Origin of the sequence: Psychrobacter urativorans, assembly GCF_904846695.1 — a bacterium.
GTDB classification, from domain to species: domain Bacteria; phylum Pseudomonadota; class Gammaproteobacteria; order Pseudomonadales; family Moraxellaceae; genus Psychrobacter; species Psychrobacter urativorans.
Genome location: NZ_CAJHBR010000009.1, coordinates 14,551 through 41,025, shown reverse-complemented (window position 1 = coordinate 41,025; position 26,475 = coordinate 14,551). Strand labels below are relative to the sequence as shown.

Here is a 26,475-nt window from a genome sequence, read left to right as displayed (position 1 = left end):
ATTCTTCCTTTATTTCTTCTTGGCGCGACGGATGATCATTTTATCAGTACGCTTATTGTGACGCGTCTTAAGTCCTTTAGACTTCTGACCCCAAGGGCTAGTAGGATGGCGACCTTTGTTACGACCTTCACCACCACCATGTGGGTGATCAACCGGGTTCATTGCGACACCACGAACTGAAGGACGAATACCGCGCCAACGTGAGGCACCGGCTTTACCAAGTGATTTCAAGTTGTTTTCAGTATTAGATACTTCACCGATAACTGCACGACAATTGATATGCACACGACGAGTTTCGCCTGAACGCATACGTAGAATTGCGTAGATACCGTCACGACCTAGTAGCTGAACGCTTGCACCCGCTGAACGAGCCATCTGTGCGCCTTTACCGATTTTAAGTTCGATATTATGGATCACAGTACCCAAAGGGATGTTTTTAAGCGGTAAACAGTTACCTGGACGAATTGGAGATGCTTCACCTGACAATACTGTATCACCAACTGCTTGCTTTTTAGCGGCGATGATATAGCGACGCTCACCATCAGCATACTTCAATAACGCAATATGGGCAGTACGGTTAGGATCATATTCAATACGCTCTACAGTCGCTGGAATATTATCTTTAGTACGTTTAAAGTCAATTATACGATAATGTTGCTTATGACCGCCACCAATATGACGAGAAGTTATGCGACCATTATTGTTACGACCACCTGACTTACTTTTTGATTCGAGAAGCGCTGCATATGGACGACCTTTATAAAGGTGTGGATGCACCACTTTTTCAACAAAACGACGGCCTGGTGATGTTGGCTTTGCTTTTACGATAGGCATGAGTGTTATCCTTATTCGTTGTTCGCTGTTTCACTAGCAGGGGCAGCAGTAATAGCTACGTCCTCACCAGCATCAGCCATTTGTACATCTTGACCAGCTTTTAAGGTAACATAGGCTTTTTTATAGTCATTACGACGGCCGATGCTCTTACCAAAACGCTTTGTCTTACCTTTAACATTCAAAGTGTTTACTTTAGTAACTTCAACACCTTCAAACATCAGCTCAACTGCTTTCTTGACTTCAAGCTTAGTCGCTTTAGAATCAATTTTGAATACTTGTACACCAAGTGAGTCGCCAAGCATTTGAGATTTTTCTGAGAAGACAGGTCCTCTTAAGACCTCATAAAGTCTTGCGTTATTCATGCTAATGCTTCCTCAAATTGTTTCGCAGCTTCAACTGACATGATTACTTTATCAAAAGCAATCAAGCTCACTGGATCCACTTCACTTGTACCTAGTACATTGACGTGTGGAATGTTGCGGGCGGCTAAGTACAAGTTTTCATCAACTTCTTTAGTGATGATCAATGCACGTGGTGCATTCAATTCACTCAATTTAGCGATTAAGTCTTTAGTTCTAGGTGCAGACATAGTGATGTCTTCAACTAAAATCAAACGATCTTGGCGTATTAACTCGGCTAAGATGCACTGCATAGCACCGCGATACATTTTGCGGTTAACTTTTTGTGACCAATCTTGTGGTTTGGCTGCAAATGCACGTCCGCCCCCACGCCAGATTGGGCTACGAATAGAACCGGCGCGAGCGCGACCAGTACCTTTTTGACGCCATGGCTTAATACCACCGCCAGAAACTTCGGCACGGGTCTTTTGTGCGCGTGTACCTTGGCGAGCACCGGCTAAATAAGCGGTGACGACTTGATGCACTAGTGCTTCGTTGAATTCACGACCGAAAGCCGTATCAGAAAGCTCAACCGCCGCACCTGTAACTGTTTTTAAATCCACGTTAATCCCCTTGCTTAGGCTTTGACTGACGGACGTACGATAACATCGCCACCGGTGGCACCTGGGATAGCACCCTTGATGACAAGTAACCCTTTTTCGGCATCAACCGAAATCACTTCTAGGCCTTGAACAGTAACACGCTTGTTACCCATCTGACCCGCCATCTTTTTGCCTTTGAATACTTTACCTGGTGACTGGTTTTGACCAGTTGAACCATGTGCACGATGAGATACTGAGTTACCATGAGTAGCATCTTGCATGCTAAAGTTATGACGCTTTACAGGACCTTGAAAGCCTTTACCTTTACTATTTCCTGTAACGTCAACCATCTGACCTTCTGCAAACAAGTCAGCTAGAATTTCGCCACCAATAACGCGTCCTTCAAGATCGCTTTCATTGGCACGGAATTCCCAAACACCACGACCGGCTTTTACGCCAGCTTTCGCGAAGTGACCTTTTTGAGCAGCAGTTACGCGGCTGTCACGACGAGTTCCAGTAGTGATTTGAATGGCTTGATAACCATCTGTATCAGTAGTTTTTACTTGAGTAATGCGGTTTGCATCGACCTCAATCACAGTTACAGGGATAGACGCACCTGCTTCAGTGAAGACACGGGTCATGCCGCATTTTTTACCGACTAAACCGATCGCCATTTTGAACCTCTTTATATCTTCTATTAATGGATTGGGCAATTAATGTGCATTAACCCAAAGCAATTTGAACGTCAACACCCGCAGCTAAATCTAACTTCATTAGCGCGTCCACAGTTTTGTCAGTAGGCTGAACAATGTCAACCATACGCTTATGAGTACGGATTTCGTACTGATCACGAGCGTCTTTGTTAACGTGTGGCGAGGTTAAAACGTCGAAGCGCTCAATACGAGTCGGCAACGGTACAGGACCACAAACTTGCGCACCGGTGCGCTTTGCTGTATCAACGATCTCTTGTGCTGATTGATCAATCAAACGATGATCAAAAGACTTAAGACGGATACGGATTCTCTGGTTAGCCATGCCAGCAAGCTCCTAATATATGTTTTCGTCATTCTTGCAACGCAAGGTGATGACCAAAAGCCGTTTAAATAAATATTTACTCTAAGTCGTTGGTGATTCTTAGTAGAACTACTAACAGGCTAAAAGTAAAATAGTTTAAAGCCCCGCCGACTCTCCTATTAATTGGAAAGTAGCAAAGGCATATGAAATAGTGCTAGAAACGATGCTCTAGCTGTCATAGCGCCAGCGTTTTACTTGGCTGCGCTCTTATAATTCAGTAGTGGATATTATACAGAGTATTTGACTCAATGCAAGGGTAATGTTTAATGCCATAAAGAGTAATAATTAGCAGTATTAATTTTTAGTAAGGTTAGCTACTGCTAGTAAAAGCACAGATAAGATGGTTTTATCAATCCAAAACGATATCATATTGCTCTTGAGTATATAGATTCTCTACTTCAAAAGTAATAACTCGCCCTAGTAAATACTCTAAATCAGCAACGGTATCTGCCTCTGAGGTTAGCAGTAAATCAATGACTGCGGCATGCGCAACAACCGTAAACTTCTTAGGAGAGTTATAAGTACGCGCACAGCGCATAATCTCGCGAAATATCTCAAAGCATACGGTTTCGGCCGTTTTTACAAAGCCACGACCCTGACAAGTTAGACAAGGCTCACAAAGCAGCTGACCAAGCGATTCACGAGTACGTTTACGAGTCATCTCTACTAGACCCAACTCACTGACTTGAGTAATGTTAGTTTTGGCATAGTCTTGAGTAAGCTGTTCTCTTAAACTAGTAAGCACATCATCTTTATGCTCTTGTTCGAGCATGTCAATAAAGTCTAAAATGATAATACCACCTAAGTTGCGTAGGCGTAGCTGACTGGCAATAGCATGAGTGGCCTCTAGATTGGTTTTATAAACAGTATCCTCTAATGAGCGGCCACCTACATAAGAGCCTGTATTAACATCGATAGTGGTCATGGCTTCGGTCTGATCAATAATCAAATAGCCACCAGACTTGAGATCTACCCGACGCTTTAGCGCATCACGCAAATCTTCTTCAACGCGGTGTACATCGAATAGCGCAGGCTCAGCAGTATAATGCACAATGTGCGCTTCAATAAAAGGCACAAACTCTTTAGCAAAACGACAAACTTGCTCATAGATCTGGGCATTATCGACAATAACTTTTTCAGTGCCGGCATGTACTAGATCACGGATAGACCTTAGCGGTAACGACAGCTCCTGATAGATCAACTCTGAGCTTTGATGCTGTTTCATTTCTTGTTTACGGGCGCAAATAGTACGCCAAAGTTGCAGCAAGTAATAAATATCTTCTTCTAGCTTATCTACTGGTACCCGTTCAGCTGCCGTACGAGCGATTAAACCCCCTTGTAGATTAACGGTTTGCATCAAGCTACCCAGTTCTGTCTTTAGCCGAGTACGCTCTTCTTCATTGTCGATGCGTTGCGAGATACCTATATGATCACTCGATGGTAGATATACCAAATAACGTGATGGCAGTGAAACATTAGTGGTCAACCGCGCGCCTTTGCTGCCTAATTGATCTTTAGTCACTTGTACTAACACGCGCTGGCCTTCGTGCAAGCGGTGTTGTATAAGGCTTTTACTAGCTACTGTGGCATTATCACTATCTTTTGAGCTGACTACTGGCAGGGTAACCGCTGATATATCAGGGATCTGATTACCATTCGTCTGATCACTATTAGACTGAGCACTATTGGCTGTGTCACTAAGGCTTTTATCACTATCTGATTGATCATCAGTCAAGTCTTTATTAGCTTTGTCCAAAGCCTTGTTAGTAGTAGGCAGTACGCGCGGCTCTCGTTGCATATCATTGACATGTAAAAAGGCGGTACGTGATTGGCCAATTTCGACAAAAGCGGCTTGCATGCCAGGCAGTACTCGTACTACTGTCCCTAAATAAATATTGCCTACTAAGCCAAGCTTATGATGACGCTCGATATAAATTTCACTAAGCACCCCATTATCTAAGACAGCTACTCGCGATTCTACTGGACTGACGTTAATTAGTAGCTCTTCCGACATAATATTTTCTCTTATCGCTAGTGGGGCTTATTAAGGGGTATTCTATAATCTATAGGTAGGTGTAATTTATAGCTAATATAGTGCACAAATAAGCAGTACTGATAGTGGATCAAAGCGCTGTGATTACAAAATTATAAAGCGTAGGCAGTGCCTTAGCTAAATTTGCCACCTACTGCGGTTAAATATCGAGGAGCAATTTTAACATCAGTCTTATACGGTATAGTTTTTTATTAGTAAATAAACTTCTCGCATCTAGTGTAACAAATGCGCCCTGCCCCTGCCTATCGTTGCCGTATCATTATGTGTCTTAACACCTTGGCAGCACAAGCAACTCTCGAACTAGATGATAGATTAATTAAAGCACTAGCCAGCAGATTAGCTATAGCTAATAATATCAGTATTGACTACTTGCTTCTTCGATCAGCGCTAAGGTCTGCGCCAAAGGCAATCCCACGACATTAGTATAGCTACCGTTGATAGCCGTCACCCAAGCGGCTGCTAAGCCTTGAATACCATAAGCACCCGCCTTGTCAGCTGGTTCACCACTGTCCCAATAATCAGCCATCATCGCTGGCGTTAAAGGTACAAAACTAACTTGGGTACGCTCGATAATTTGGCGCTGCCACAGCACTTGTAATGACAGCTCACTCTCAGCGTTATTTTGATCTCCTGAATCTGTCGATAAACTGGGTAATAAGGATATTTTTGTTGCTTGTACAGCGGTCCATACTTGATGAGTATTGGCAGACATCTGTTGCCACATCTGATAAGCGTGCGCACGATCTATCGGCTTTACTAATACCGTTTTGCCATCGGGCAATACCCCAATGGTATCAGCAGTAAGCATAATAAAAGGGTCAGATATACTAGCAAACAAACTGTTATTAGCTCGATAATCAGCGTTTAATTGCTCAACAGCAGCCGTTGCTTTGCTGGCTACCATACGCTGAATATAGTCTATTGGTGATTCATTACTTAAAGTACTTTCGTCGATATCTACACTAGTAATGTGCAAGTCGAGTTTGGCATTTGCCAATAGCTCACGCCGACGTGGTGAGCCAGAAGCCAATAAAATATGCATTATTTATCTCTTATTTGGTATTTTTGAATAATTAGCAAGTATTGAGCCTTCACAAATAGATACTGCTGATAGACGCTAGTGAATCAAAACGGCGCTGTAGACAAGACACCTATCGAAGCTAGTGCACATGGCTGTGTATCAGCATCAGTACTTATTAATATCATTACTTATTAACATCAGTATTTGTTAATGTAGCCAGCGAGAGTAGTCAGCCTTTAGCTAATAACCTCAAGTGCTGGTTTTGGCATCAGCTGCAACCGGTAGAGCTATTTTTTATCGCTACTATGCTGAGACTATAAGCTTAAAACAGAAGCTAGATATTTTTATTTATGCCATTATCTTAGGATTAGCATTTAATAAACACTGCCGATGGTTACAATGGTCGATGATCGAAAATCGAAGGTTTAAGGTCTGGGTAGTTATCGTGCGAATCTACGCAGGGCAAATAGCACTAAAGGCCAACTGAGAATGCTCATCAAGATAGATAACCCTGACTGGACGACAAATACATCTTGAGTAATAAGCTGCAATATCCAAAGACTTAACTGAAAAGCTATCAAGGCTAAAGTGGCAATCAACCAAGCGCTCGCTGTATTGAGCTGTTTGACATAGATACTGCTAATTTTGACTACTAAAGCTACAACTACTCCAGCGAAGGCTTGTTGTCCTAAGCGCGTATCTAACAATAAATCGGCAATAAGTCCGATAGTAAAAGCGGTGACCACCCCCACGTAACGTGGTTGGAATAATAGCCAAAAAATAAGTACCATCATCATCACCATCGGCCGTAAACTCGCCATAGCATGACTCAGCGGATAGACGTTTAGTGAGGAAGACAGTACAAAGCTCAAGGCAATGACTAACAGTAAAAGACCGGTTGCGTGCTCAGATTCTGGATATAGCATGACTGCCTACCTTAATGATGGATTGGTAGCCGTTACTAAGGTTTGGACGGGCCGATTACTTAATGACTGATTAGGGTGAGGACTAGAGGATTGTTGGTTAGCAGCTTGGCTTAAATTAGCGGTAATAGTACTATCGGTAGAGTCAGTGATCGCTGAAAATTCGGGCAGTTCACTGTCAGCAGCGATGCTTTTATCTTGTAAGATTAGCACATAGGCATTGTCAATGAAGTTAGCGGCTGGGGCGACTTGAATACTTCTAAAGTTATCTGCTGCCGTATCTTTAATAAGCTCTATACGCCCTACACTGTAGCCTGCCGGAATACGACCACCTAAGCCTGAAGAGATAAGCTCATCACCAACACGCACATCTGAAGTCTTAAATATATAATTTAGACCCAATGATGAAGGTATGCCTTTGCCAGTCACTATGCCACGCTGACCTGTACGCTTGACAGTAACAGCCACCGACTGCTGCTCATCCGTAATCAATAGAAGCCGGCTAGTATTAGGATAGACATTGATGATCTGGCCCAAAACCCCCTTTTCATCGATAACTGTCTGACCAACTTGTACCCCATCTTGTACGCCTTTGTTAAGCACTACGATTTGCTTCAATAGATTAGTATCAGTGCCAATCACTTGCGCCAGATTAAGATCAAACTGTTCCGGCTTAGTAGTCGATAGAATACCTTGCAAGCGTGCGTTTTGTGCCAATATATAGTCTTGCTGTTGCAGCTTAGCTTGGGCATGAATCAATTGTGATTTTAATTGTACGTTTTCGCGGCGTAGTGATTCCTTTGACTGACTCATACCTCTTACCCAATGACCAGCGTAACTAGGCAATAACGACATCTCGTAGATAGGTTGCATAGCGACATGGCTCATATTACGGACTGGCTTAAACCATTCTGGATTTTTGCTATCAAACCACATAAGTATCAGCGCCGCTATTAATACAATAGCAGCTATACGTAGAGACAGGGGCTGGCGAGCAAAAATACTTGGAGTCATAAGGGTTCTAATTTAATCCGTAACCGGCGCTAAATATTAAAAAACGTTAACCAGCCCCATTTAGCATAGTGCCACTATCGCAAAAGGCAGCCTTTACGACTGCCTTTATTATTGGCTACTCTAACCTTATCGATAGTAACGAGAGTAATTTGAGCTTTCAACGTTAAACTTGCAGTCATTTATTTTAAGTGACAGGCTTTAAGCGACAGACTTTAACTGTTTATACAAAAATCATATTAAGACTTTTGTTATTAATGAAGTCTAGTGCCATACCGCCACCACGACTAACACAAGTTAAAGGATCTTCAGCGACAGAAACTGGTAGTCCAGTCTCTCTAGAGATTAGTTTATCCAAATCACGCAGTAAGGCACCACCGCCTGTGAGTATTATGCCACGCTCAGCAATATCTGATGACAGCTCTGGTGGTGTTTGCTCAAGCGCTGCTTTTACTGCGCTGACAATACCGCTTAAAGGATCGCTGAGCGCTTTTTGTACTTCTTCAGAATTGACAGTAAAAGTCTTAGGAACGCCTTCGGCCATACTACGACCACGGACTTCCACTTGTAATTGCTCGCTCTCATTAAGGGCAGAGCCTACTTCTTGTTTAATACGTTCAGCCGTTGTCTCACCGATAACACAGCCGTGAGTGCGACGTACATGAGTGATGATAGCTTCATCAAAGATGTCACCACCGATACGAATAGACTCAGCATAAACGCAACCAGACAAAGCGATGACTGCAATCTCAGTAGTACCGCCACCGATATCGACAACCATAGAGCCGCTAGCCTCATGTACCGGCAAGCCTGCTCCTATTGCAGCGGCCATTGGCTCTTCTAGCAGCAGCACTCTACTAGCCCCTGCTGAAGAAACCGCTTCACGAATAGCCTTACGTTCAACTAAAGTTGACTTACAAGGTACGCAAACTACTACGTTGGGCTGTGCCATAAAGCGTTTGGCTTTTACTTTAGCTATAAAGTGCTTCAGCATCTTTTGGGTGACTTCAAAGTCAGCGATCACACCGTCTTTTAATGGCCGAATAGCAGTGATGTTAGATGGAGTACGCCCAAGCATCTGCTTAGCATCGATTCCTACCGCTGCTACCGTTGGGTTTTGTGTGCGATTACTACGTAGGGCTACTACCGTAGGTTCATCGAGCACCACGCCTTTATTAGGAATAAAGATTAGGGTGTTCGCAGTACCAAGATCGATAGCGATATTATTTGACAAAAATCCAAACAGGTTCATGACTAGTTTATCCAGCGCTTTACAAATAAGGCAATTGAGGCGAATGAGATGGCTAAGACGTACTTATTGTCAACAAATAGGTTAATGGTAGTCGCCTATAGTAGCGAAAGCTTACCCACACAACAAGTCGAACCTAAACAACAAAAATGAAATTGAAATAAATTATACCGATTTAGCTTGGAAAAAACACAGCTATTATGGCATTAGTAAGATAATGATTTTATTCTAAAATGCTAGAATTTGTTTCCGACAGCGCAATGATATAAATTATGGTTAGTGCTATTAAGCACAAAGGCTGCAATTTTTTACAGTAAGGTTTACCTTCTACCCTTTATTCACTGTAACGCATTTAGAGTACCAATATCTGAGCTATTATTAATAACTAGATGAGGTATAGCGAGTATCGCCAATCAGATATCATTATCAAATAATCAAAGCAGCTGCTCTGTAAAATCAAGCTAGATGCTTTATAATAGCTCGTTTGTAATAGACTATTGCTAAAAACTATAACTATAACTATAACTAACTATAGGCTGTGTTGCTAGAATAAACAATTGTCACTAGGATAGAACGTACCATTTTAGGTCTATAAGGAAAAAACTGAATAGTAAAACAATTTTTGCCCTAAAGCTCACCAATTAGGCCCTAAAATATACGTTGGTCCCTAAATCTAAAGTTTTTATCCGTAAAAGTGCTATAAGTTCAGTTTTTTTAAGTGAATATTTGTCGGTTATTTTTATAGGGCTGTTTATATAAGGGTCTATTAGCCAACAGTAACTCTATGTGAACTAGCGTAGTGATTCACATTTATTATTATCAAGGCGTGTAAAATACTTATCTTTTAACATCGCTCTAAATCGGAGAAATTATGTCACAGCAAACGTCAACTAATGATAGTAGCGTCAGTCGTCAAGAAATCTTAGAAGTGGCCAGTTTGGCTCGGTTGGGTGTCGATGCAAATACCGCTGACAGTTATGCTAATGAGATCAGCAAAGTATTAGGTTTGATGCATACTTTAGCAGGCGTAAACACTGACGATCTTGCCCCTTTGGCTAATATTCATGAAGCTTGCCAAGACCTGCGCGCTGATATTGCCAAACACGATATCAACCGTGAACGCAATCAATCGGTTGCACCAGCAGTTGAAGAAGGCTTATACCTAGTACCGCAGGTTATTGAGTAGCCAATCGCTATAACTTTTTAACTACAGGTATTCTTATTTAGTGGCCCTGAGTATTATTATTCCTCTTAACTGCCATTATCTTATTCAGTGCTATGACTAGTGCTATCAACATTATGACGGACGACCCCTTATGTCTGAGATTCATCATTTAAGTACCCAGCAACTGATTGCTGGTTTACAAGACAAACAATTTAGCAGCCTTGAGCTGACCGAGCACTATATCAAGCGTATCAACGCTTTAGACAGCAAGATTAATAGCTTTATTACTCATACTTCTGAGACGGCCCTTGCCCAAGCAAAAGCGGCTGATGAGATGCGTGCGCAAGGTGATCAGCGTTTGCTACTCGGCATCCCTATGGCCAATAAAGATATTTTTTGTACTCAAGGGGTATTGACCACTTGCGGTTCAAAAATGCTGCACAACTTCATTTCACCTTATAACGCTACTATCGTCTCTAATATTGAAAAAGCGGGCATGATCAGCCTTGGTAAGCTCAATATGGATGAGTTCGCTATGGGCTCAGATAATGGTAGCTCGTACTACGGTGCTGTCCACAATCCTTGGGATCTAGAGCGTGTACCTGGTGGCTCATCAGGCGGTAGTGCAGCAGCAGTAGCAGCAGGGTTTGTGCCACTAGCTACTGGCAGTGATACCGGTGGCTCTATTCGTCAGCCAGCATCATTCTGTGGCTTAACGGGTATCAAGCCCACTTATGGACGAGTATCACGCTTTGGCATGATTGCTTATGCTTCAAGCTTAGATCAAGCTGGTAGTATGGGGCGTAGCGCTAGAGACTGTGCTTATCTATTGCAGCCAATGATAGGTCACGATCCACGCGATGCTACCTCTATCAAACACGATATGCCTAACTACGTTCATGACCTCGATGAAGCTGCTGCAAAAGCGGGAGATAAGCCATTTGCAGGACTGCGTATTGGAGTTGCCAAAGAGTACTTCGGTGCGGGTCTCGACCCTGAAGTTGAAACAGCAGTACGAGCAGCATTGAAAAAGTATGAAGAGTTAGGTGCTACGATTGTAGAAGTGACTATTACTGATCCTGAGATTACCTTAGCCACTTACTATATGATCGCTACCGCTGAAGCCTCCTCTAACTTGTCACGTTTCGATGGGGTGCGCTTTGGTTATCGTTGTGCAGATCCAAAAGATCTTATTGACCTTTATACTCGCTCACGCTCAGAAGGCTTTGGCCCTGAAGTGCAGCGCCGTATCTTGATGGGTACCTATGCGCTATCGGCTGGTTACTTTGATGCCTATTATACTAAGGCACAAAAAATACGCCGGATCATCGTTAAAGACTTCGCAGACGCTTTTGCTCATTGTGATGTGATTGCTAGCCCTACGGCTCCAATGGCTGCTTATAAGCTTAGTGAAGACTTGGATTCAGCCACTATGTATTTAGGTGACGTCTATACTATTGGGGTTAACTTAGCAGGCCTACCGTCAATCAGTCAGCCAGTAGGGCTCACTTCTGAGGGCTTACCTGTAGGGCTGCAACTTATTGGTCAGCATTGGCAGGAGAGTAAGCTACTGACTACCGCGCATCTGTTCCAACAGCATACCGATCATCATCTACAACATTCTGCTATCGCTAAGGAGACAGTATAATGACTACCGCAACAGCGACTACTGCTACTACCCCTACTGTCCGTAAAGAATTACTAGTTGATGGCTATGAAGTGGTCATCGGTATTGAGATCCATTGCCAGCTCAATACTGACAGCAAGATATTCTCTAGTGCTCCTACTGACTTCGGTCATGAGGCCAATACTCAAGCCAGCATCGTTGACTTAGGTTTACCCGGTGTACTACCAGTGCTCAATAGCGGCGTAGTTGAGCGGGCGCTAAAATTCGGTATTGGCGTCGATGCAGAGCTGGGTTTATTTAACACCTTTGATCGCAAGAACTACTTTTACCCTGATCTGCCAAAAGGCTATCAAATCACTCAAATGGCCAATCCAATCGTCGGTCGTGGTCATATCGATGTGCTAGTCAATGAAGGTGAAAAAAACGAATATCCTAAACGTATGGGTATCACTCGTGCGCATCTAGAAGAAGATGCTGGTAAATCAGTACATGATGCTGTTGAAGGTATGACTGGTGTCGATCTTAACCGTGCTGGTACACCATTGATCGAAATCGTCTCTGAGCCTGATATGCGCTCCGCTTCTGAAGCTTTGGCTTATATCAAAGCCATTCATCAGCTGGTCACTTGGCTTGGAATATCTGACGCTATTATGGCTGAAGGCTCTTTCCGCTGCGATTGTAACGTCTCTATACGTGAGCCTGGCGCTGAACTAGGCACGCGTACTGAACTGAAAAACCTTAACTCCTTTAGAAATATCGAACGTGCTATCCACCGTGAAATAGAGCGCCAAATCGATATCATTGAAGATGGTGGCCAAGTAGTGCAAGCTACTATGCTTTATGATCCTGATAAAGATGAAACCCGAGTTATGCGTACTAAAGAAGACGCTAACGACTATCGTTACTTCCCCGATCCTGATCTGCTACCTGTACGTATTGAACAGCATACTGTGGATAGTATCAAAGCCGCCATGCCTGAGTTGCCAGTTGCTCGTCGTGCGCGCTTAGAGCATGACTTAGACTTATCAGAATATGACGCCCGTATCTTAACGGGTAGCCGCCAGCTAGCCGATTACTATGAAGCGGTAGTAGAAGCAACGGGTCAATCGCACGCTAAGATTGCCGCTAACTGGGTAATGGGTGATTTACTTGGTGCCCTAAATAAAGACGACAAACAGATTACTGAGTCTCCAATAAGTGCTAAACAGCTGGCTGGCATGTTGGAACGTATCTTCGATGATACTTTATCTGGCAAAATGGCCAAGAAGGTATTTAGTGCTTTATATGAACGCGCTGGTGGCGATAGTGATGATGCTGCTGATCAAATCATCGAAGCTCAAGGCTTAAAGCAAGAAACGGATACTGGTGCTATTAAAGCTATTGTCGAAGAAGTGATTGCTAACAATGCAACGATGGTAGAAGAATACCGTGGTGGTAAGCAAAAAGCCTTTAATGGTCTGGTCGGTCAAGTCATGAAAGCTAGTCGTGGTAGTGCTAATCCGCAACAAGTTAATGAGATATTAAAGGTTTTGTTGGATTAAGAAGTTATAACCAATAGCATGTACTGGCTACTGAGCGCAGAAACTTAGTAATAACTGCAAGCAATAATTAACCCTTGCAATATATAAGATTTTGCGTAAAATAGTCAGTCATTCGGGGCGTAGCGCAGTCTGGTAGCGCACTACACTGGGGGTGTAGTGGTCGCAGGTTCAAATCCTGCCGTTCCGACCAAACATAGATATAGGGTAGACCGTCATTGACTGTCTGCCCTTTATTTTGGGCGTTTTTTAGGTTTTCACTACTCTATAGGTGTATAGCGTTGTATATAAACTATTAGTGCAGAAAAACTATAGCTTAAAACACCTCAGTATATTGGCGAATATAACTGTTATTAATAAAAGCATTAAGTCGCTATTAAATAACGTGGCTCACCCTTAAAATCGCCGCTAGTATTATCAATACTGCGCCTATAGCTATCAGAACTCGTAACACTGTAGAACTACCCCTATTCATATTACTGCTGCTTATAGTCTGATGTGTAAATACCTAATTAAAACCAACATTCAATTATAAATCAAGTATATAAATATAGTTTTAAGTGGTCTTTATTTGCTATTACTTTGCTTAAATAGCATATTAGAATAATAAGTTTGCAACTACCAGTGACAGATACTCACCCTACCTAGACTTTTATATGCCGAGCCGTTAGGGTGAATTCTTTACCAATCATTATGGTTCACCCTATGACCGAGCCTACCCCTACTCCTGATAATGCCAGCACTTATGCGCCTTGGGAACAGTTTCGCCGTCCTTATGTCCGTGATCTAGCTTACGTACTGGCCTGCCCTAATGTTTTGACTAAATGGCTCAACTTAGCACCGCCTCAAAACACTGCCGCTATTACCGTACATAGTGCCAGCTTCTGGCAAGCGCAGTTTGACAGTTATCTCACACGCTTACAGGAACTCGATACTACTCTTGACTATCAACAGTTGACCCGTTACCTATTGACAAGACCGAGTCCGAATCGTTTAGGGTTTCACTTTGAAGGATTATTATCGTTTTGGTTGACTGATGGTTATGCACATGGCCTGCATCCCTATGAAATAATAGCGAGCAACGTGCAGCTATATCAAGGTAAGCAGACTATTGGTGAGCTGGATTTGGTTTTATATAATCATCATCACAAGCTCACTGAGCACTGGGAATTGGCGATTAAATTCTTTATGGGCTCAGCACCCTTTGCGCCTGAGAATTGGGTCGGTATCAACTCCAATGATAATTTGCAGCGTAAGATGGTCCACATGCAAACTAAGCAATTTTGTACCCTATGGATAGATACTAAGGATCATGGACGAGTAAAAATAGATAAGCGCTATGCGGTGATTAAAGGGCGATTTTTTCTACCTATTAATCATAATGACTTTGTTTATCCTGACTGGTTAGCCATCAGCTTCCCCATGCATAGATGGTACGATAGGCAAGATACAGCTAATCTAGCTGCCTTGGATTTAGCTACACTGCGACCAGCGCATTATGTAGAGTGGTTTACTAAGCGTGACTTTTATGATGACCCTCAACAGCCGCTACTATGGTCACAGAGTGAGCTACCAATGAGCGGCTTGTACTTTGACCATGATAAGCCGCTAGTGATCTACCCTGAGCAAGAAGTGCTAGTAGAAGCTAAACGCTGATCCCTGTTAATAACACCCCTATCAATAGCCGTAATAATAATAATAGTTTTCGATGGTCTCTAATAGCTTGTTATGAGCTTTAGTAACTCTCAATCACCTGCATAATCTCATATCTGAGCATATCAGCACTTGGCATACGCTCAGCATGAAAGCGTACGATAGCAATACCAGCACTGGCTAGCGCCTTATCCTTTTTATCATCAGCTTTTTGTCTAGCTTTACTGCTGTGCGTCCAATCATCTAACTCGATGGCAACTAAGGTCGTTTGGGCATCGATATCTGTAATGACATAATCAACGCTTTGTCGGCAGATACGATTGAACCAGAAGCTGCGTTCTGAGGCCTCCTCACTGTTGGCGGTGATAATCCGAGAAAGCTGAACTTGCACGAAGATATGGTATTCCGGCAGCGCATTTTGTAGCTTATTAAAAAACAGCACTTCAGTCTTAGTCATGATAGGCATAGGCTCAAATGGCCATATAGGTAAATCATCCCCACGTACTGGTTCAGGATCTGCTTCTTTGCTGGCAGAGCTGGGCTTAGTCAATAATTTTGGTAAGGTGATTAGCCCTAGAAACCCTACGGCCAAAAGCAAAAATATAACCCCAAATGACATAGCTTTACCTTATGTAAAGTTTAAGGCGATTGTGGCTGGTGCCAAGCAACCACAATCACAACATGGCAGCCATCATTGATTACCATGGTTATAAAAGAGAGAAAATAAAGTGCGGTTATACTAGCTGAGCTAATATTAATCAGCAATCCATAAATGATAAAACACGACATTTAATGTCGTGTTAGAGGATATAGCAACCAACTGGCTGCTAATAATAGCAGGAAAGACTTATAATATTGTTTATATGATGCTTTATATCAGCAAAGTCGATCAACGCCAGTATAGTACCCAAGCTCCATTGGAATTTACTTTAGGATCACTATCCACTTTATCCTTTAGAGCCAAAGCTGCTATTTTGCCGCGCTCAGGACCAACGATAACTCGTACACCTCGACTGGTATTACTTGTTTTTACTTTATAACCGGCATCTTTAAACTTCTTCACCACTTCATCCGCTGATGCTTGGTTACTTGCTAGTGCTACTTGGACACCAAAACTGCCTTTAGCATCCGTTTCTTTGACTTCTTTTCGAGCTTCAACCAGTTTCTGCTGCGCTTGACGTTTGGTTTCAGCAGACCTTTTTGCTTGGGCCCGTTCATTGGCACGCGCTTTTTCGGCAGCTGCCGCTTCACGCTCTAGACGCTGTACCTGTTTACGTGAAGGAATCACTATATTCTGGCCCAACTTTAAAGGGGCTGAAGTAGAGGTGTTATTTGCCTGCGCTAACGCAGCAACTGGCACATTATATTGTCGTGCTAACTTTATTAAACCGTCACCAGGTTTGACTTTATAATCTAAGGTAGAGGTGGGTGCTTCTGTCTTGGCAGCTTTGGCTGCCTTTTGTTCAGCTCCTGCTTGCTGCTTAGCGGCTTTTTTTTCAGCAGCCAATTTTGCCTCTGCTTCGCGCTTGGTATCTGCTTTTTTCTTGGCACTATCTTCAGCGCGCTTTTTAGCTTCTGCCTGTTTTTTATCTAGTGTCTTTTTTTCAGCTTCTGCCTGTTTTTTATCCTCGGCTTGTTTTTCAGCTGCTAGCTTTTTTTTTGCTTCTGCTTGCTTCTTAGCTTCTGCTTGCTTCTTAGCTTCTGCTTGTTTTTTAGCTTCTGCTTGTTTCTTAGCTTGTGATTGTTGTGCTTCCTTGTTAGCAGGGCTAGTAGCCTTAACTGTAGCAGCGGCTACCGTGTTAGTTGCCGTACTTACTCGTGGTTGAACTTTTGGTGCCACCACTGTAGTCTCAGCACTCTGAGAACTAGTACTAGCCTCCACATCTGGAGTAGTATTCTCAATATAGCGCTCGTTTTCATAACGTGATTTAGCTAATGCTTGGGACTCAGCAGTCTCTTGCTCAATTGAAAATTGCTGGGCACGTTTTTCTTGTTCGGCAACCCGAGCTGTGCGTTCCCTTTGCTTTTGTGCCAAAATACGTTTTTCAGTATCGATATCAGTAGTCAATGGGGCTGGCGTTGCTTGTTGTGTATCCGCCTTTTGGATCATAGCTGACTTATCAGCTGATTTATCGTTAGCGCCAATCTGTTGCACCATAGCAAATAGCATAACGCTACCGCCCATAATCATCCCAACGCCCAATAAGGCTTGTCTCGAAAAATTCATCCGTTCACATCTCTTAGTTGGTAAAAAGGTTGATTGAGCGACACGCTGTTGCCCCACCAGCTAGCCGTTTTTAAAACTCAATGACTGTCTGCCACCTTTTTGATTATAAAACATATTCTCAGCGCTGTCTGCTATAGCAGCACTGCTGTAAATTTTGACGGTTGCAGGCTGACGGTAAACTGTAAGAGTTAAGCCACATCCAAGGCTACTAGCGTCTTGCCAATAGTATGGAAAGATCCGCAAACGACTATTAAGTCTTGTGGCTGAGCCTCAGCTATCACCGCTGCTGTTGCTTGCTGCAAGTCAGCAAAGGCATGAATATTGCTTGCATCAACCTGACTAGCTAGTACAGTTTTTAACTGCTCTATAGAAGCCGCACGTGGATAATCAATCTCCCCAATAAACCAAGCACTAATCGGTAAATTAGCTTGCGTCAAACGTTGTACTACCATTGAGATATCTTTGTCAGCTAACATAGAGAATAGCATTTTAATAGTTGCAGGTTGCTTATTATCACTGCTTTGACTGTTTTGCTTGGCTTGCTTGATTAAGTGCTGCTGCCAAAATGGTAACAGCTGCGCTAGTAAAAACTCAACCCCTTGCTCATTATGGGCAACATCAAACAACCAATAACGGTCTTTTATCTCGCGGTAATCAAAACGTCCTGCCAATTTGACAGTAGTGAGAGCTTTCTCAATGGCGTTAATATCTACTTCCAATGGACTAGCCAACACCGCTGATAGCGCGTTTGCGGTATTCGTTAAAGACAAAGCAGGTCGTGGCAGCTGTAGGGTGACAGCGGCATTGCTATACTGCCAAGTATTTTCATCGACCACACTATAACTAAAGTCTATTCCTACTTGATAGCAGCTGGCGTTATGCTGATTAATCAATTGCTGCACACTATTGGGCATCTCAGTAGCGCCATAAATCAGGCTGATATTATCACGTAAGATACCCGCTTTCTCGCTACCTATAGCCTCAACGTTATCCCCTAACCAATCGACATGATCAATACCTATATTAGTAATAACGGCTAAATCGGCATCGATAATATTGACTACGTCTAAGCGGCCACCAAGCCCTACTTCTAACACCCATACCTGACAGTCGGCTTCTGCAAATATCAACAAAGCCGCTAAAGTAGTCATCTCAAAAAAGGATAAAGTCAATCCGCACTGTAGACGGGCCGACTCCACTTTATCAAAAGCAGCGATGAGGGTCTCATCACTGACCATCTCGCCATTAATACGTACTCGCTCATTGAAATGGCTAAGATGCGGCGACTGATATAATGCAGTCTTATAGCCTGCTGCTTGGCAAAGTGCACTGATAACCGCAGTGGTTGAGCCTTTGCCATTAGTACCGGCGACCGTAAAGACATAAGTGTCCTCTTTGGCAGACTGTACGATGCCTAAATGCTCCGCTACGGGCAACACACGTGATAACCCCATATCTATCGCCGACACATGTATCTGCTGCATATAATCTAGCCATTGGGTCAAGCTAGCATCAGACTTAGGGCTATCAGGATTACTAGGTAAAGAGACGGACATGGACAAAACCTATATATAAAAGTAATAAAAATAAATGACTAGCTGAAATTTTACCCTAGTGTATAACAACAGCACTGAAAACCAAAATCGAAACCGCAGTTAACACAGTACTTAGGCCCTTAGAGTGACGATTACAGCCAATTGCGCTGCTAGTATAAAGCTAAAACCTTAGCCTAAAAGCAAAAATAGCACTTATCGTCAATTGACAATAAGTGCTATAGATAATTACTTAAAGAATCATCTTAACCAACTTTGCGGCTCTAGATTATCAATTAAGCATCCACGTTAGGTTGACTGCACAGCTTAGCCAGTAAGCGATAGGTAGTATCAATGAGCTGATGACGATGAACGACTTCATCGACTACCCCATGCTCTAACAGAAACTCTGCACGCTGGAACGGCTCTTCTAAAGTTTCGCGCACCGTCTGCTCAATAACACGTTTACCGGCAAAGCCGATCATTGCTTTTGGCTCTGCTAAATGAATATCACCAAGCATAGCTAATGAGGCTGTTACCCCACCATAGACAGGATTAGTCAATACTACGATATAAGGAATACCTGCCAGCCTGAGACGCTCGATAGAGGCTGCTGTACGTGCCATTTGCATCAATGACAAGATACCTTCTTGCATACGTGCCCCACCTGACGCTGCAAAACAAATCAATGGCTTACGTTCCGCCAAAGATTTTTCAGCGGCTTGTACGAATCGATCGCCAACTACTGAGCCCATAGAACCGCCCATAAAGCGGAAGTCAAAGGCACAAGCAACTACTTCTATATTACGTAGTTTACCGTATAGCACTATTAGTGCTTCGCTCTCGCCAGTTTTGCTCTGTGCCTCAAGCATACGCTCTGGATAAGGCTTGCTATCGACAAAGCCTAAAGGATCTTTGGCAGTGAATTCCTGCCCAAGCTCGCCTTGGACTTCATCTAAAAACCATTGCAAACGCTCACGTGCAGACATCGGTAGATGATGATCACAAAGCGGGCAAACATAGCAGTTGAATATCAGAGCTGTATTGGTAATTACTGAATGACAATTACTACATTTAGTTGATGGTTCAGTCTCAACGGCGGTTAAAGGAGCCGTCAAGTTCTGTTTAACGCCAGGTACCGGGCGATTAAACCAAGAGTTACCAGCTGTATGAGTAGCGGCTACATCGCCATCGTTTTCAGTATTAGGTGCGGTTATAGTATCAGTCATATTATTCGCCATCATTAAAGGCTCATCAGCATTTTAGTTGTTGATTAATCGCTGAGAGTTAAATTGGGAGTTAAAGTCAGTCATAATATAAGCGGTGATGAGACACGCCTATGATAGTTGTAACAATTTATACGTTATATTAGTTTACACACGTAAACTAAATTTAGCAAAGTCATTCGGCTTTGTCATCACTAATATTATAAAAACCAACAGACCATACAATATCTAAACTTTGTTTAAGCTTGCTGTAGGCTATCTAACGCATCGCGTAGCTCGTCCATTTTTAGCATAATATTTTGCTGAGCACTAGCAACAGCATCAACATCATTAGCGTCTATACCAGCGAAATTCTGTACTAAGGCACTACCAACAATGATACCGTCAGCATGTTCACCAATCGCTTTAGCAGAGGCACCATCACGAATACCAAAACCTACGCACACTGGTAAATCAGTTTCTGCTTTAATGGCTTGTACTTGCTTCGCCACATCATCAGTGTCTAAAGTCGCTGAACCGGTGACACCTTTTAGTGATACGTAATAGATGTAGCCGCCACAATGAGCCAATACTTGCTGGCGACGCTCAGCTACCGTAGTAGGTGACAATAAGAAAATCTCATTCATCGAATTATCGGTTAGATGCTGAGTAAAGCTACCAGCTTCTGCTGGTGGCAAGTCGACCATTAAGATACCATCGACCCCTGACTGCTCACATAGCGCCACAAAATTATCATAACCAATGATCTCTACTGGGTTGAGATAACCCATCAAAATAATCGGCGTTTGGCTGTCTTGCTCACGGAACTTTGCCACCATCTTTAGCGCATCACGAGTACTAGTACCAGCGGCTAAAGCTCGCTCACCTGCTAAAGACACTGTTGGGCCGTCAGCCATAGGATCTGAGAATGGTAAGCCAAGCTCAATCATATCTGCGCCATGTTTCACTAAGTCATGTAGCAAGCCTACAGTAGTAGTAGGGTTAGGATCACCGGCCATTACGTAAGGAATTAAAGCTTTTTTATTTTGAGCTTTTAAAGTCTCAAAGGTACTTTCAATACGAGTCATAACGATCTCTTTATTATTTTTTAACAAGTTTAATTTTTATTATCAAATCACTCAATATATGTATTGGTGTGATTTGATAGTCATAAAAAATAGCTACTAAAACTCAAGCCCTTCTGCCTTCATGACAGAATGCAAATCTTTGTCTCCACGACCAGACATATTAACCACGATAGTCTGATCAGGGGTCATAGTCTTAGCAAGCTTGAGGGCATAAGCAAGCGCATGGGCAGATTCGAGTGCAGGAATAATCCCTTCTTTGCGCGTCGCTTGATGAAAGCCCTCTAGAGCTTCTTTGTCAGTACAGCCTACGTATTCAACTCGCTTCATGTCTTTTAGGAAGCTATGCTCAGGACCAACACCTGGATAATCAAGGCCAGCTGAGATAGAGTGTGTTTCTTGGATTTGTCCATCATCATCAGCCATTAGGTAAGTCCGGTTGCCATGCAATACCCCGATACGACCTGCAGCTAGTGGCGCAGAATGACGGCCGGTTTCGATACCATCACCAGTGGCTTCAACGCCATACATTTTTACATCAGTATCGTTCAAAAAGTCAAAGAACAGGCCAATAGCGTTAGAGCCACCCCCTACACAAGCTACCAGCGCATCTGGTAATTTGCCGGTTTTTTCTAAATGCTGTACACGCGTCTCTTTACCAATAATTGCCTGAAAGTCGCGCACTAATAACGGATAAGGATGCGGGCCTGCGACAGTACCAATAACATAATAAGTAGTATCAACGTTAGTTACCCAGTCGCGCATTGCTTCGTTCAAAGCGTCTTTTAGAGTACGCGAACCAGAAGTAACTGGCACTACAGTAGCGCCCAATAGCCGCATGCGATAAACGTTCATCTTCTGGCGTTCAACATCGTCAGCACCCATGTAGACTACACACTCTAGCCCTAAACGTGCGGCAATCGTAGCGGTAGCTACACCGTGCTGTCCAGCACCAGTCTCAGCGATAATACGCTTTTTGCCGCACATCTTAGCCAACAAGGCCTGACCGATAGCGTTATTCACTTTATGAGCGCCGGTGTGATTAAGATCTTCACGTTTAAAATAAATCTGTGCCCCACCCATCTCATCACTCAAGCGTTTGGCGTGATATAACGGGGTTGGGCGACCGACATAATTGACTAAATCATCATGGTACTCTTTCCAAAATGCTGGATCGGCCTTGACTTTGTTATATAGCGCTTCTAACTCTTCTAGAGCAGCCATCAGGGTTTCAGAGACAAAACGTCCACCATGTACGCCAAAATGTCCACGGGCATCAGGATATTGATTAAAGTCTTGCACGTTTTCTGGATTGCTAAAACTATTAACTGCTTCTGGGGTAGAAGAAGACTTAGTATTGGGGGTTTGGTTTGCTACAGAACTCATAATAATTCCTACGATAAGGGGTTTTTTATAGTAATAACTCAAAAAGTTAATGACTTAAATGAGTGGTGAACAATTAACTTTGAAAAGTGATGATAAAAATGAGGGGTCAGAAGGTTCAAGGACTTGTCCTAAAACCTTAGCAAGCAAATAAACCATGACTAAGCATTCAAAACTAAGCATTCAAAACCAGGTGTTGAAAACTTGGTATTCAAAACTAAGCATTGAGAAATAAGCGTGAAAAGCTAAGTATTAACTTCTAGCTACTAAAAACTAGGGATAAAGAACCAAGCATTTAACTCTACTTACTTAAGCTTTAGTTGGCTACTGCTGCACTGTGCGCTGCGCTTTGCCATCGATCGTTGTTAATGGCTTTCATAAAGCTACGCATTTTGGCATTGTCTTTTATACCTTTAGCGCTCTCTATACCGCCACTTACATCGACACCGTAGATAGGTAAATCTAGAGTAGCAGCGACATTTTGGTCGTCGAGGCCACCAGCTAGAATAATCGGTAGCACACTATCAGTCGGTATTAAACTCCAATCGAAGCGATCGCCAGTACCACCGTACTTATGCTGATGATAAGCATCGAGTAATATACTGCTAGCACCTGCTGCTGCAAACTGCTCAATCCTAGCACTAACGCTAGCTGGGGTATGTCGCTGAGTATCTATACGCAAAGCTTTTATCCAGCGTTTATTGACTACGCCAGCGAGCTGCTGGCACTGCTCAGGGCTTTCGTCACCATGGAATTGAATAATATCAAAGGCCACTTGCTTAGCCAATTCAATGAGCTCAGCTTCAGCCATATTAACTACTAAAGCTACTACACTGACGAATGCAGGCAGCGCCGCACTTAAAGTTTGCGCTTGTGCCCAACTGACTGCTCGTGGGCTTGGTGGATAAAACACTAAACCTACCGCATCTACCCCTAATAGGGTAGCAGTATTTATATCATCGATTTGGGTGAAACCACAGAACTTTACGCGCATCGTATAACCTTACGAACAGCAAACGTTGATTAGGGATAGAATACCAAGTAAATCATAAAAAATGCTGGTAATAAGTGATGATAATTTGTTATTTAGATAGCAAATGAATTGCATACAAAAACTTATCCTAGCATACTTTTATTCATAGTTTTGTTTATGATTAAAATAAGGATTTCTCAATGTCTATAAAGACAGCGTCAATTAACGATAATACTAACCAAGTTGACCAACAAGCTGATAGTAGCAACCTACCCTCACCCCACTATTTGATGTGGTTTCGCCGTGATTTGCGTATTCACGACAATACAGCTTTGACAGCGCTCTGTGAACGGGCCGTTACTGAACATTCTACTGACGATATAAATGCTGAAAACATAAAAATTTCCGCCGTATATTTTTGTACTCCTGAACAGTGGCTTGAGCACGATAACTCAGTAGCACAAGTCGATCATATTGCGCGCACGCTGCCGATCCTTGCTGGAGACTTGCATAAGCAATTAAATATTACTCTAAGCGTCTACGTTTGCCCTGACTTCGCAGCTTGTGTAGAGGCTATGAATGAGCTATGCATTAGTCAAAATGTCAGTTTTCTCATGGCCAATCACGAATACGAAGGTAATGAAATCGACCGTGATCGACAGCTAACAGAGCGATTAGCAAAGCATGATATTGAGTTTATCCGCTGGCATGACCAATGTGTCTTACCGCCCCTTAGTATCACTACTAACGACGGTGATAGTATGTACAAAGTGTTTACCCCTTTTTATAGAAAATGGCGAGACACCGTAGAAGCCAGTCAAATGCATAGTCATGATGCTCAACAGCTGGCTAGTAATAAAAATAGCACGGAACCAACTGCGCTAAAATCAGTATCTGCTAGCGCTCATAACACTGAGGGCAATAGTAGCGAGATAAGCTCATTAGGCGATCAGCTGGTTAATGACTATCAACAAGCTCTGCTCAGCAACAAAGAGCTTAAAGGATACAGCGATAGCACGGCGCAACTTAAACAGTCACGTGCTGACTACCCTGCTGGAGAAACAGCAGCTAAGGAACAACTGGCGCAGTTTATAGCCGACGATATCGACAATTATAATATCAGTCGCGATGTCCCAAGCTTGCAGGCCACTAGCCATATGTCTGCCTATCTAACTATCGGAGCCATCAGTGCTAGAGAGTGCTATATGCAAGCGGCAACAGCGCAACAACAGTTGGAGGTTCATGACAGTGATAGTGAAGATATCAACCGCTGGATTAGTGAGCTGGCATGGCGTGACTTCTATCGTCATGTGCTAGTGGAGAAGCCTGAACTGATTCGGCATCAAGCTTATAAAAAGGCTACCGATGAAAAGGTTGACTGGTCTTATGATAAGCAGGACTTTGCTGCTTGGTGTACTGGTAAAACTGGGGTGCCATTGGTAGATGCAGCGATGCGCTGTCTCAATGCGACAGGCTTTATGCACAATCGTTTGCGTATGGTGACTGCGATGTTTTTGACCAAGGATTTGTTGATTGATTGGCGGTGGGGCGAGCGTTACTTTATGCAGCAGCTGATAGATGGCGACTTTGCTTCTAACAATGGCGGCTGGCAATGGAGTGCTTCGACTGGCACCGACTCTTCGCCCTACTTCCGCATTATGAATCCCTTTAGCCAAGCTAAGAGCCATGACCCTGATGCGATCTTTATTAAAACTTGGCTGCCTGAGCTAAAAGCGCTTCCTGCCAGCATCTTACATAGCGAAGATAAAATGCGTAAAGCTTTTAGTAGCGGTGGTAAGTTCGTTAATACTGACTATCCTGTGCCGATAGTTGAACATAAACAAGCTCGACTAGCCGCTATTGCTGAATTTAAGAAATAACTGTTAAAAACCAACTGTTAAAAACCAGCTGTTAAAAAGTAACTGTCAAAAAGTGGGCCATTAAAAAGCGGCCTTTAATAGACCGCCTTCAATAATAAACTAGTAAAAAACGCTTATATTACATCAGCAACCTGAAAATAAACGGTGGTAGATTAATAGGTGTAGATAAGCGTATTCTAAGATGCTGTAGCGTTACTCATTGGCATCTGACAAGCGCCAGTACCTTGCGTATTAACCGTAACGGTCGCCCCTGTTAAAGAAAACAGCTGCTGCAACTGAGTTTGAGCGTTTTCGAGAGCGATCGTCATAACATCGCCACGACAAGCGCGCTCTAGTACTTCTTTTTTGGCCATGCTCTGCGCTTGCGCCAAAATAGCAGGGTCTACTTGCATCATGCCGAATACCCCAGTTTGCCAATCATAAATCTCTATATCATCCAAATACACTGCAAATATCTCTGAGGGCGGTATAGTAATAATGATCTGCGGCATAGTAGAGACGGGGTTATTCGCCTCGATAGACTGCGCGCCCTTACCCTCTACATTCAGCGGTTCAGCAGGCTGTACTACTTGTACCATCTCAGGAGTCAAAGCACTCAAATCGATACCCGCTTGCACCCGACCTTTAGCGATAAATAAAGCCTTTTGCTCATCTTGCCACAACTTCATCCAACTGCCCGCGCGTTCGCTAGTAATGACAGTATCCACATTAAAAGCCACAGTCTGTAAACGATTGAGCTGCTGAATCCGAGTGACTACCCCCTCGCGAGTGATAGTATTAATTTTTGCCTCATCTTGAGTGTTTTGAGAAATATAAATAGCCGCTACTAAAGCTGCCAAACCAATAATCAGCAATAACCAAGACATTTTTGCAATGGCTGGTTTCGATTTAGGCTGCTTACTAAGCGAACTATCGCTGTTGACAGGTTTATGGTCAGACGTGGTCATATCAGCTACCTCATAAAAGTTATTAATAATAGATAAAAGCGCTATAAGCCTTAGATACTTTGCTATAAATGCTGCTTGCTAGCTGTCAGTTCAAGTAACCGCTACTATATCTCTACACAATTGCTGGGAGAGCAGGTAGCTATAGTCAGATAGTT

The 26,475-nt window shown here is 43.0% G+C and carries 22 protein-coding genes, 1 tRNA gene and 1 pseudogene; 6 read left to right on the top strand and 18 right to left on the bottom strand.

Annotated elements, in window-relative coordinates; all coding sequences use genetic code 11:
* Positions 1-9 precede the first annotated feature (9 nt).
* From rplB to JMY09_RS07590, 10 genes and pseudogenes are all read right to left on the bottom strand, one after another.
* Complete coding sequence (gene rplB, locus JMY09_RS07635) at positions 10-834, bottom strand: 50S ribosomal protein L2 (protein WP_201623005.1); 825 nt, start codon at positions 832-834, stop codon at positions 10-12.
* Positions 835-845: 11 nt separating this feature from the next.
* Positions 846-1,196 (bottom strand): 50S ribosomal protein L23, encoded by a 351-nt coding sequence (rplW, locus tag JMY09_RS07630; RefSeq protein WP_201623004.1) that lies wholly within the window; start codon positions 1,194-1,196, stop codon positions 846-848.
* Entirely contained in the window at positions 1,193-1,795 is a 603-nt protein-coding gene (gene rplD / locus JMY09_RS07625; protein ID WP_201623003.1) for a 50S ribosomal protein L4, read from the bottom strand. Before rplD ends, rplW begins: the two co-directional genes overlap by 4 nt.
* 14 nt (positions 1,796-1,809) lie before the next feature.
* Positions 1,810-2,448 carry a 50S ribosomal protein L3 gene (rplC, locus tag JMY09_RS07620; RefSeq protein WP_201623002.1) on the bottom strand — a complete coding sequence of 213 codons (639 nt, stop codon included), beginning with the start codon at positions 2,446-2,448 and terminating at the stop codon, positions 1,810-1,812.
* A gap of 49 nt (positions 2,449-2,497) precedes the next feature.
* Positions 2,498-2,809, bottom strand: coding sequence for a 30S ribosomal protein S10 (gene rpsJ / locus JMY09_RS07615; protein WP_025644420.1), 312 nt, complete (start codon positions 2,807-2,809; stop codon positions 2,498-2,500).
* A 388-nt stretch (positions 2,810-3,197) separates the two neighbouring features.
* Positions 3,198-4,862, bottom strand: a complete 1,665-nt coding sequence (locus JMY09_RS07610) for an Rne/Rng family ribonuclease (protein WP_201623001.1) — start codon at positions 4,860-4,862, stop codon at positions 3,198-3,200.
* 394 nt (positions 4,863-5,256) lie between these two features.
* A complete protein-coding gene (locus tag JMY09_RS07605; RefSeq protein ID WP_201623000.1) occupies positions 5,257-5,943 on the bottom strand; it encodes a Maf family protein in 687 nt (228 codons plus the stop codon).
* A 419-nt stretch (positions 5,944-6,362) separates the two neighbouring features.
* The gene (gene mreD / locus JMY09_RS07600) at positions 6,363-6,848 is read right to left on the bottom strand and encodes a rod shape-determining protein MreD (protein WP_201622999.1); all 486 of its coding nucleotides are present in this window, start codon (positions 6,846-6,848) and stop codon (positions 6,363-6,365) included.
* A gap of 189 nt (positions 6,849-7,037) precedes the next feature.
* A pseudogene (mreC, locus tag JMY09_RS07595) lies at positions 7,038-7,859 on the bottom strand (rod shape-determining protein MreC); the annotation flags it as partial.
* A gap of 220 nt (positions 7,860-8,079) precedes the next feature.
* A complete protein-coding gene (locus JMY09_RS07590; protein WP_201622997.1) occupies positions 8,080-9,108 on the bottom strand; it encodes a rod shape-determining protein in 1,029 nt (342 codons plus the stop codon).
* A gap of 868 nt (positions 9,109-9,976) precedes the next feature.
* Here JMY09_RS07590 and gatC point away from each other — a divergent pair.
* The 5 genes from gatC (at position 9,977) to JMY09_RS07565 (ending at position 15,091) form a co-directional block, all read left to right on the top strand.
* Positions 9,977-10,291: an Asp-tRNA(Asn)/Glu-tRNA(Gln) amidotransferase subunit GatC gene (gene gatC, locus JMY09_RS07585; protein ID WP_201622996.1), complete on the top strand. Its 315-nt coding sequence runs from the start codon at positions 9,977-9,979 to the stop codon at positions 10,289-10,291.
* Positions 10,292-10,421: 130 nt separating this feature from the next.
* The gene (gene gatA, locus JMY09_RS07580) at positions 10,422-11,918 is read left to right on the top strand and encodes an Asp-tRNA(Asn)/Glu-tRNA(Gln) amidotransferase subunit GatA (RefSeq protein ID WP_201622995.1); all 1,497 of its coding nucleotides are present in this window, start codon (positions 10,422-10,424) and stop codon (positions 11,916-11,918) included.
* Complete coding sequence (gatB, locus tag JMY09_RS07575; RefSeq protein ID WP_201622994.1) at positions 11,918-13,438, top strand: Asp-tRNA(Asn)/Glu-tRNA(Gln) amidotransferase subunit GatB; 1,521 nt, start codon at positions 11,918-11,920, stop codon at positions 13,436-13,438. The genes gatA and gatB overlap by 1 nt, the downstream gene beginning before the upstream one ends.
* 113 nt (positions 13,439-13,551) lie before the next feature.
* Positions 13,552-13,628: transfer RNA gene (locus JMY09_RS07570), tRNA-Pro, on the top strand.
* Positions 13,629-14,140: 512 nt separating this feature from the next.
* Entirely contained in the window at positions 14,141-15,091 is a 951-nt protein-coding gene (locus tag JMY09_RS07565) for a DUF1853 family protein (protein ID WP_201622993.1), read from the top strand.
* 79 nt (positions 15,092-15,170) lie between these two features.
* On the opposite strand, the gene JMY09_RS07560 is transcribed toward JMY09_RS07565, so the two are convergent.
* The 7 genes from JMY09_RS07560 to JMY09_RS07530 all read right to left on the bottom strand — a co-directional run bounded on the left by JMY09_RS07560 (position 15,171) and on the right by JMY09_RS07530 (position 23,514).
* A complete protein-coding gene (locus tag JMY09_RS07560; protein WP_201622992.1) occupies positions 15,171-15,707 on the bottom strand; it encodes a DUF2726 domain-containing protein in 537 nt (178 codons plus the stop codon).
* A 270-nt stretch (positions 15,708-15,977) separates the two neighbouring features.
* Entirely contained in the window at positions 15,978-17,315 is a 1,338-nt protein-coding gene (locus JMY09_RS07555; protein ID WP_201622991.1) for a LysM peptidoglycan-binding domain-containing protein, read from the bottom strand.
* Between the two features lie 188 nt (positions 17,316-17,503).
* Positions 17,504-18,871, bottom strand: a complete 1,368-nt coding sequence (folC, locus tag JMY09_RS07550; RefSeq protein WP_201622990.1) for a bifunctional tetrahydrofolate synthase/dihydrofolate synthase — start codon at positions 18,869-18,871, stop codon at positions 17,504-17,506.
* A 272-nt stretch (positions 18,872-19,143) separates the two neighbouring features.
* The gene (gene accD, locus JMY09_RS07545) at positions 19,144-20,088 is read right to left on the bottom strand and encodes an acetyl-CoA carboxylase, carboxyltransferase subunit beta (RefSeq protein ID WP_201623074.1); all 945 of its coding nucleotides are present in this window, start codon (positions 20,086-20,088) and stop codon (positions 19,144-19,146) included.
* A gap of 224 nt (positions 20,089-20,312) precedes the next feature.
* Positions 20,313-21,140 carry a tryptophan synthase subunit alpha gene (gene trpA, locus JMY09_RS07540; protein WP_201622989.1) on the bottom strand — a complete coding sequence of 276 codons (828 nt, stop codon included), beginning with the start codon at positions 21,138-21,140 and terminating at the stop codon, positions 20,313-20,315.
* 96 nt (positions 21,141-21,236) lie between these two features.
* A complete protein-coding gene (gene trpB, locus JMY09_RS07535; RefSeq protein ID WP_227677227.1) occupies positions 21,237-22,523 on the bottom strand; it encodes a tryptophan synthase subunit beta in 1,287 nt (428 codons plus the stop codon).
* Between the two features lie 313 nt (positions 22,524-22,836).
* Positions 22,837-23,514, bottom strand: a complete 678-nt coding sequence (locus JMY09_RS07530) for a phosphoribosylanthranilate isomerase (RefSeq protein WP_201622988.1) — start codon at positions 23,512-23,514, stop codon at positions 22,837-22,839.
* A gap of 179 nt (positions 23,515-23,693) precedes the next feature.
* On the opposite strand from JMY09_RS07530, the gene JMY09_RS07525 reads away from it, so the two are divergent.
* Positions 23,694-25,373 carry a cryptochrome/photolyase family protein gene (locus JMY09_RS07525; RefSeq protein ID WP_201622987.1) on the top strand — a complete coding sequence of 560 codons (1,680 nt, stop codon included), beginning with the start codon at positions 23,694-23,696 and terminating at the stop codon, positions 25,371-25,373.
* A 176-nt stretch (positions 25,374-25,549) separates the two neighbouring features.
* Here the strand turns inward: JMY09_RS07525 and JMY09_RS07520 are convergent, their stop codons facing one another.
* Positions 25,550-26,320, bottom strand: a complete 771-nt coding sequence (locus JMY09_RS07520; RefSeq protein WP_201622986.1) for a DUF4230 domain-containing protein — start codon at positions 26,318-26,320, stop codon at positions 25,550-25,552.
* Positions 26,321-26,475: the final 155 nt, after the last annotated feature.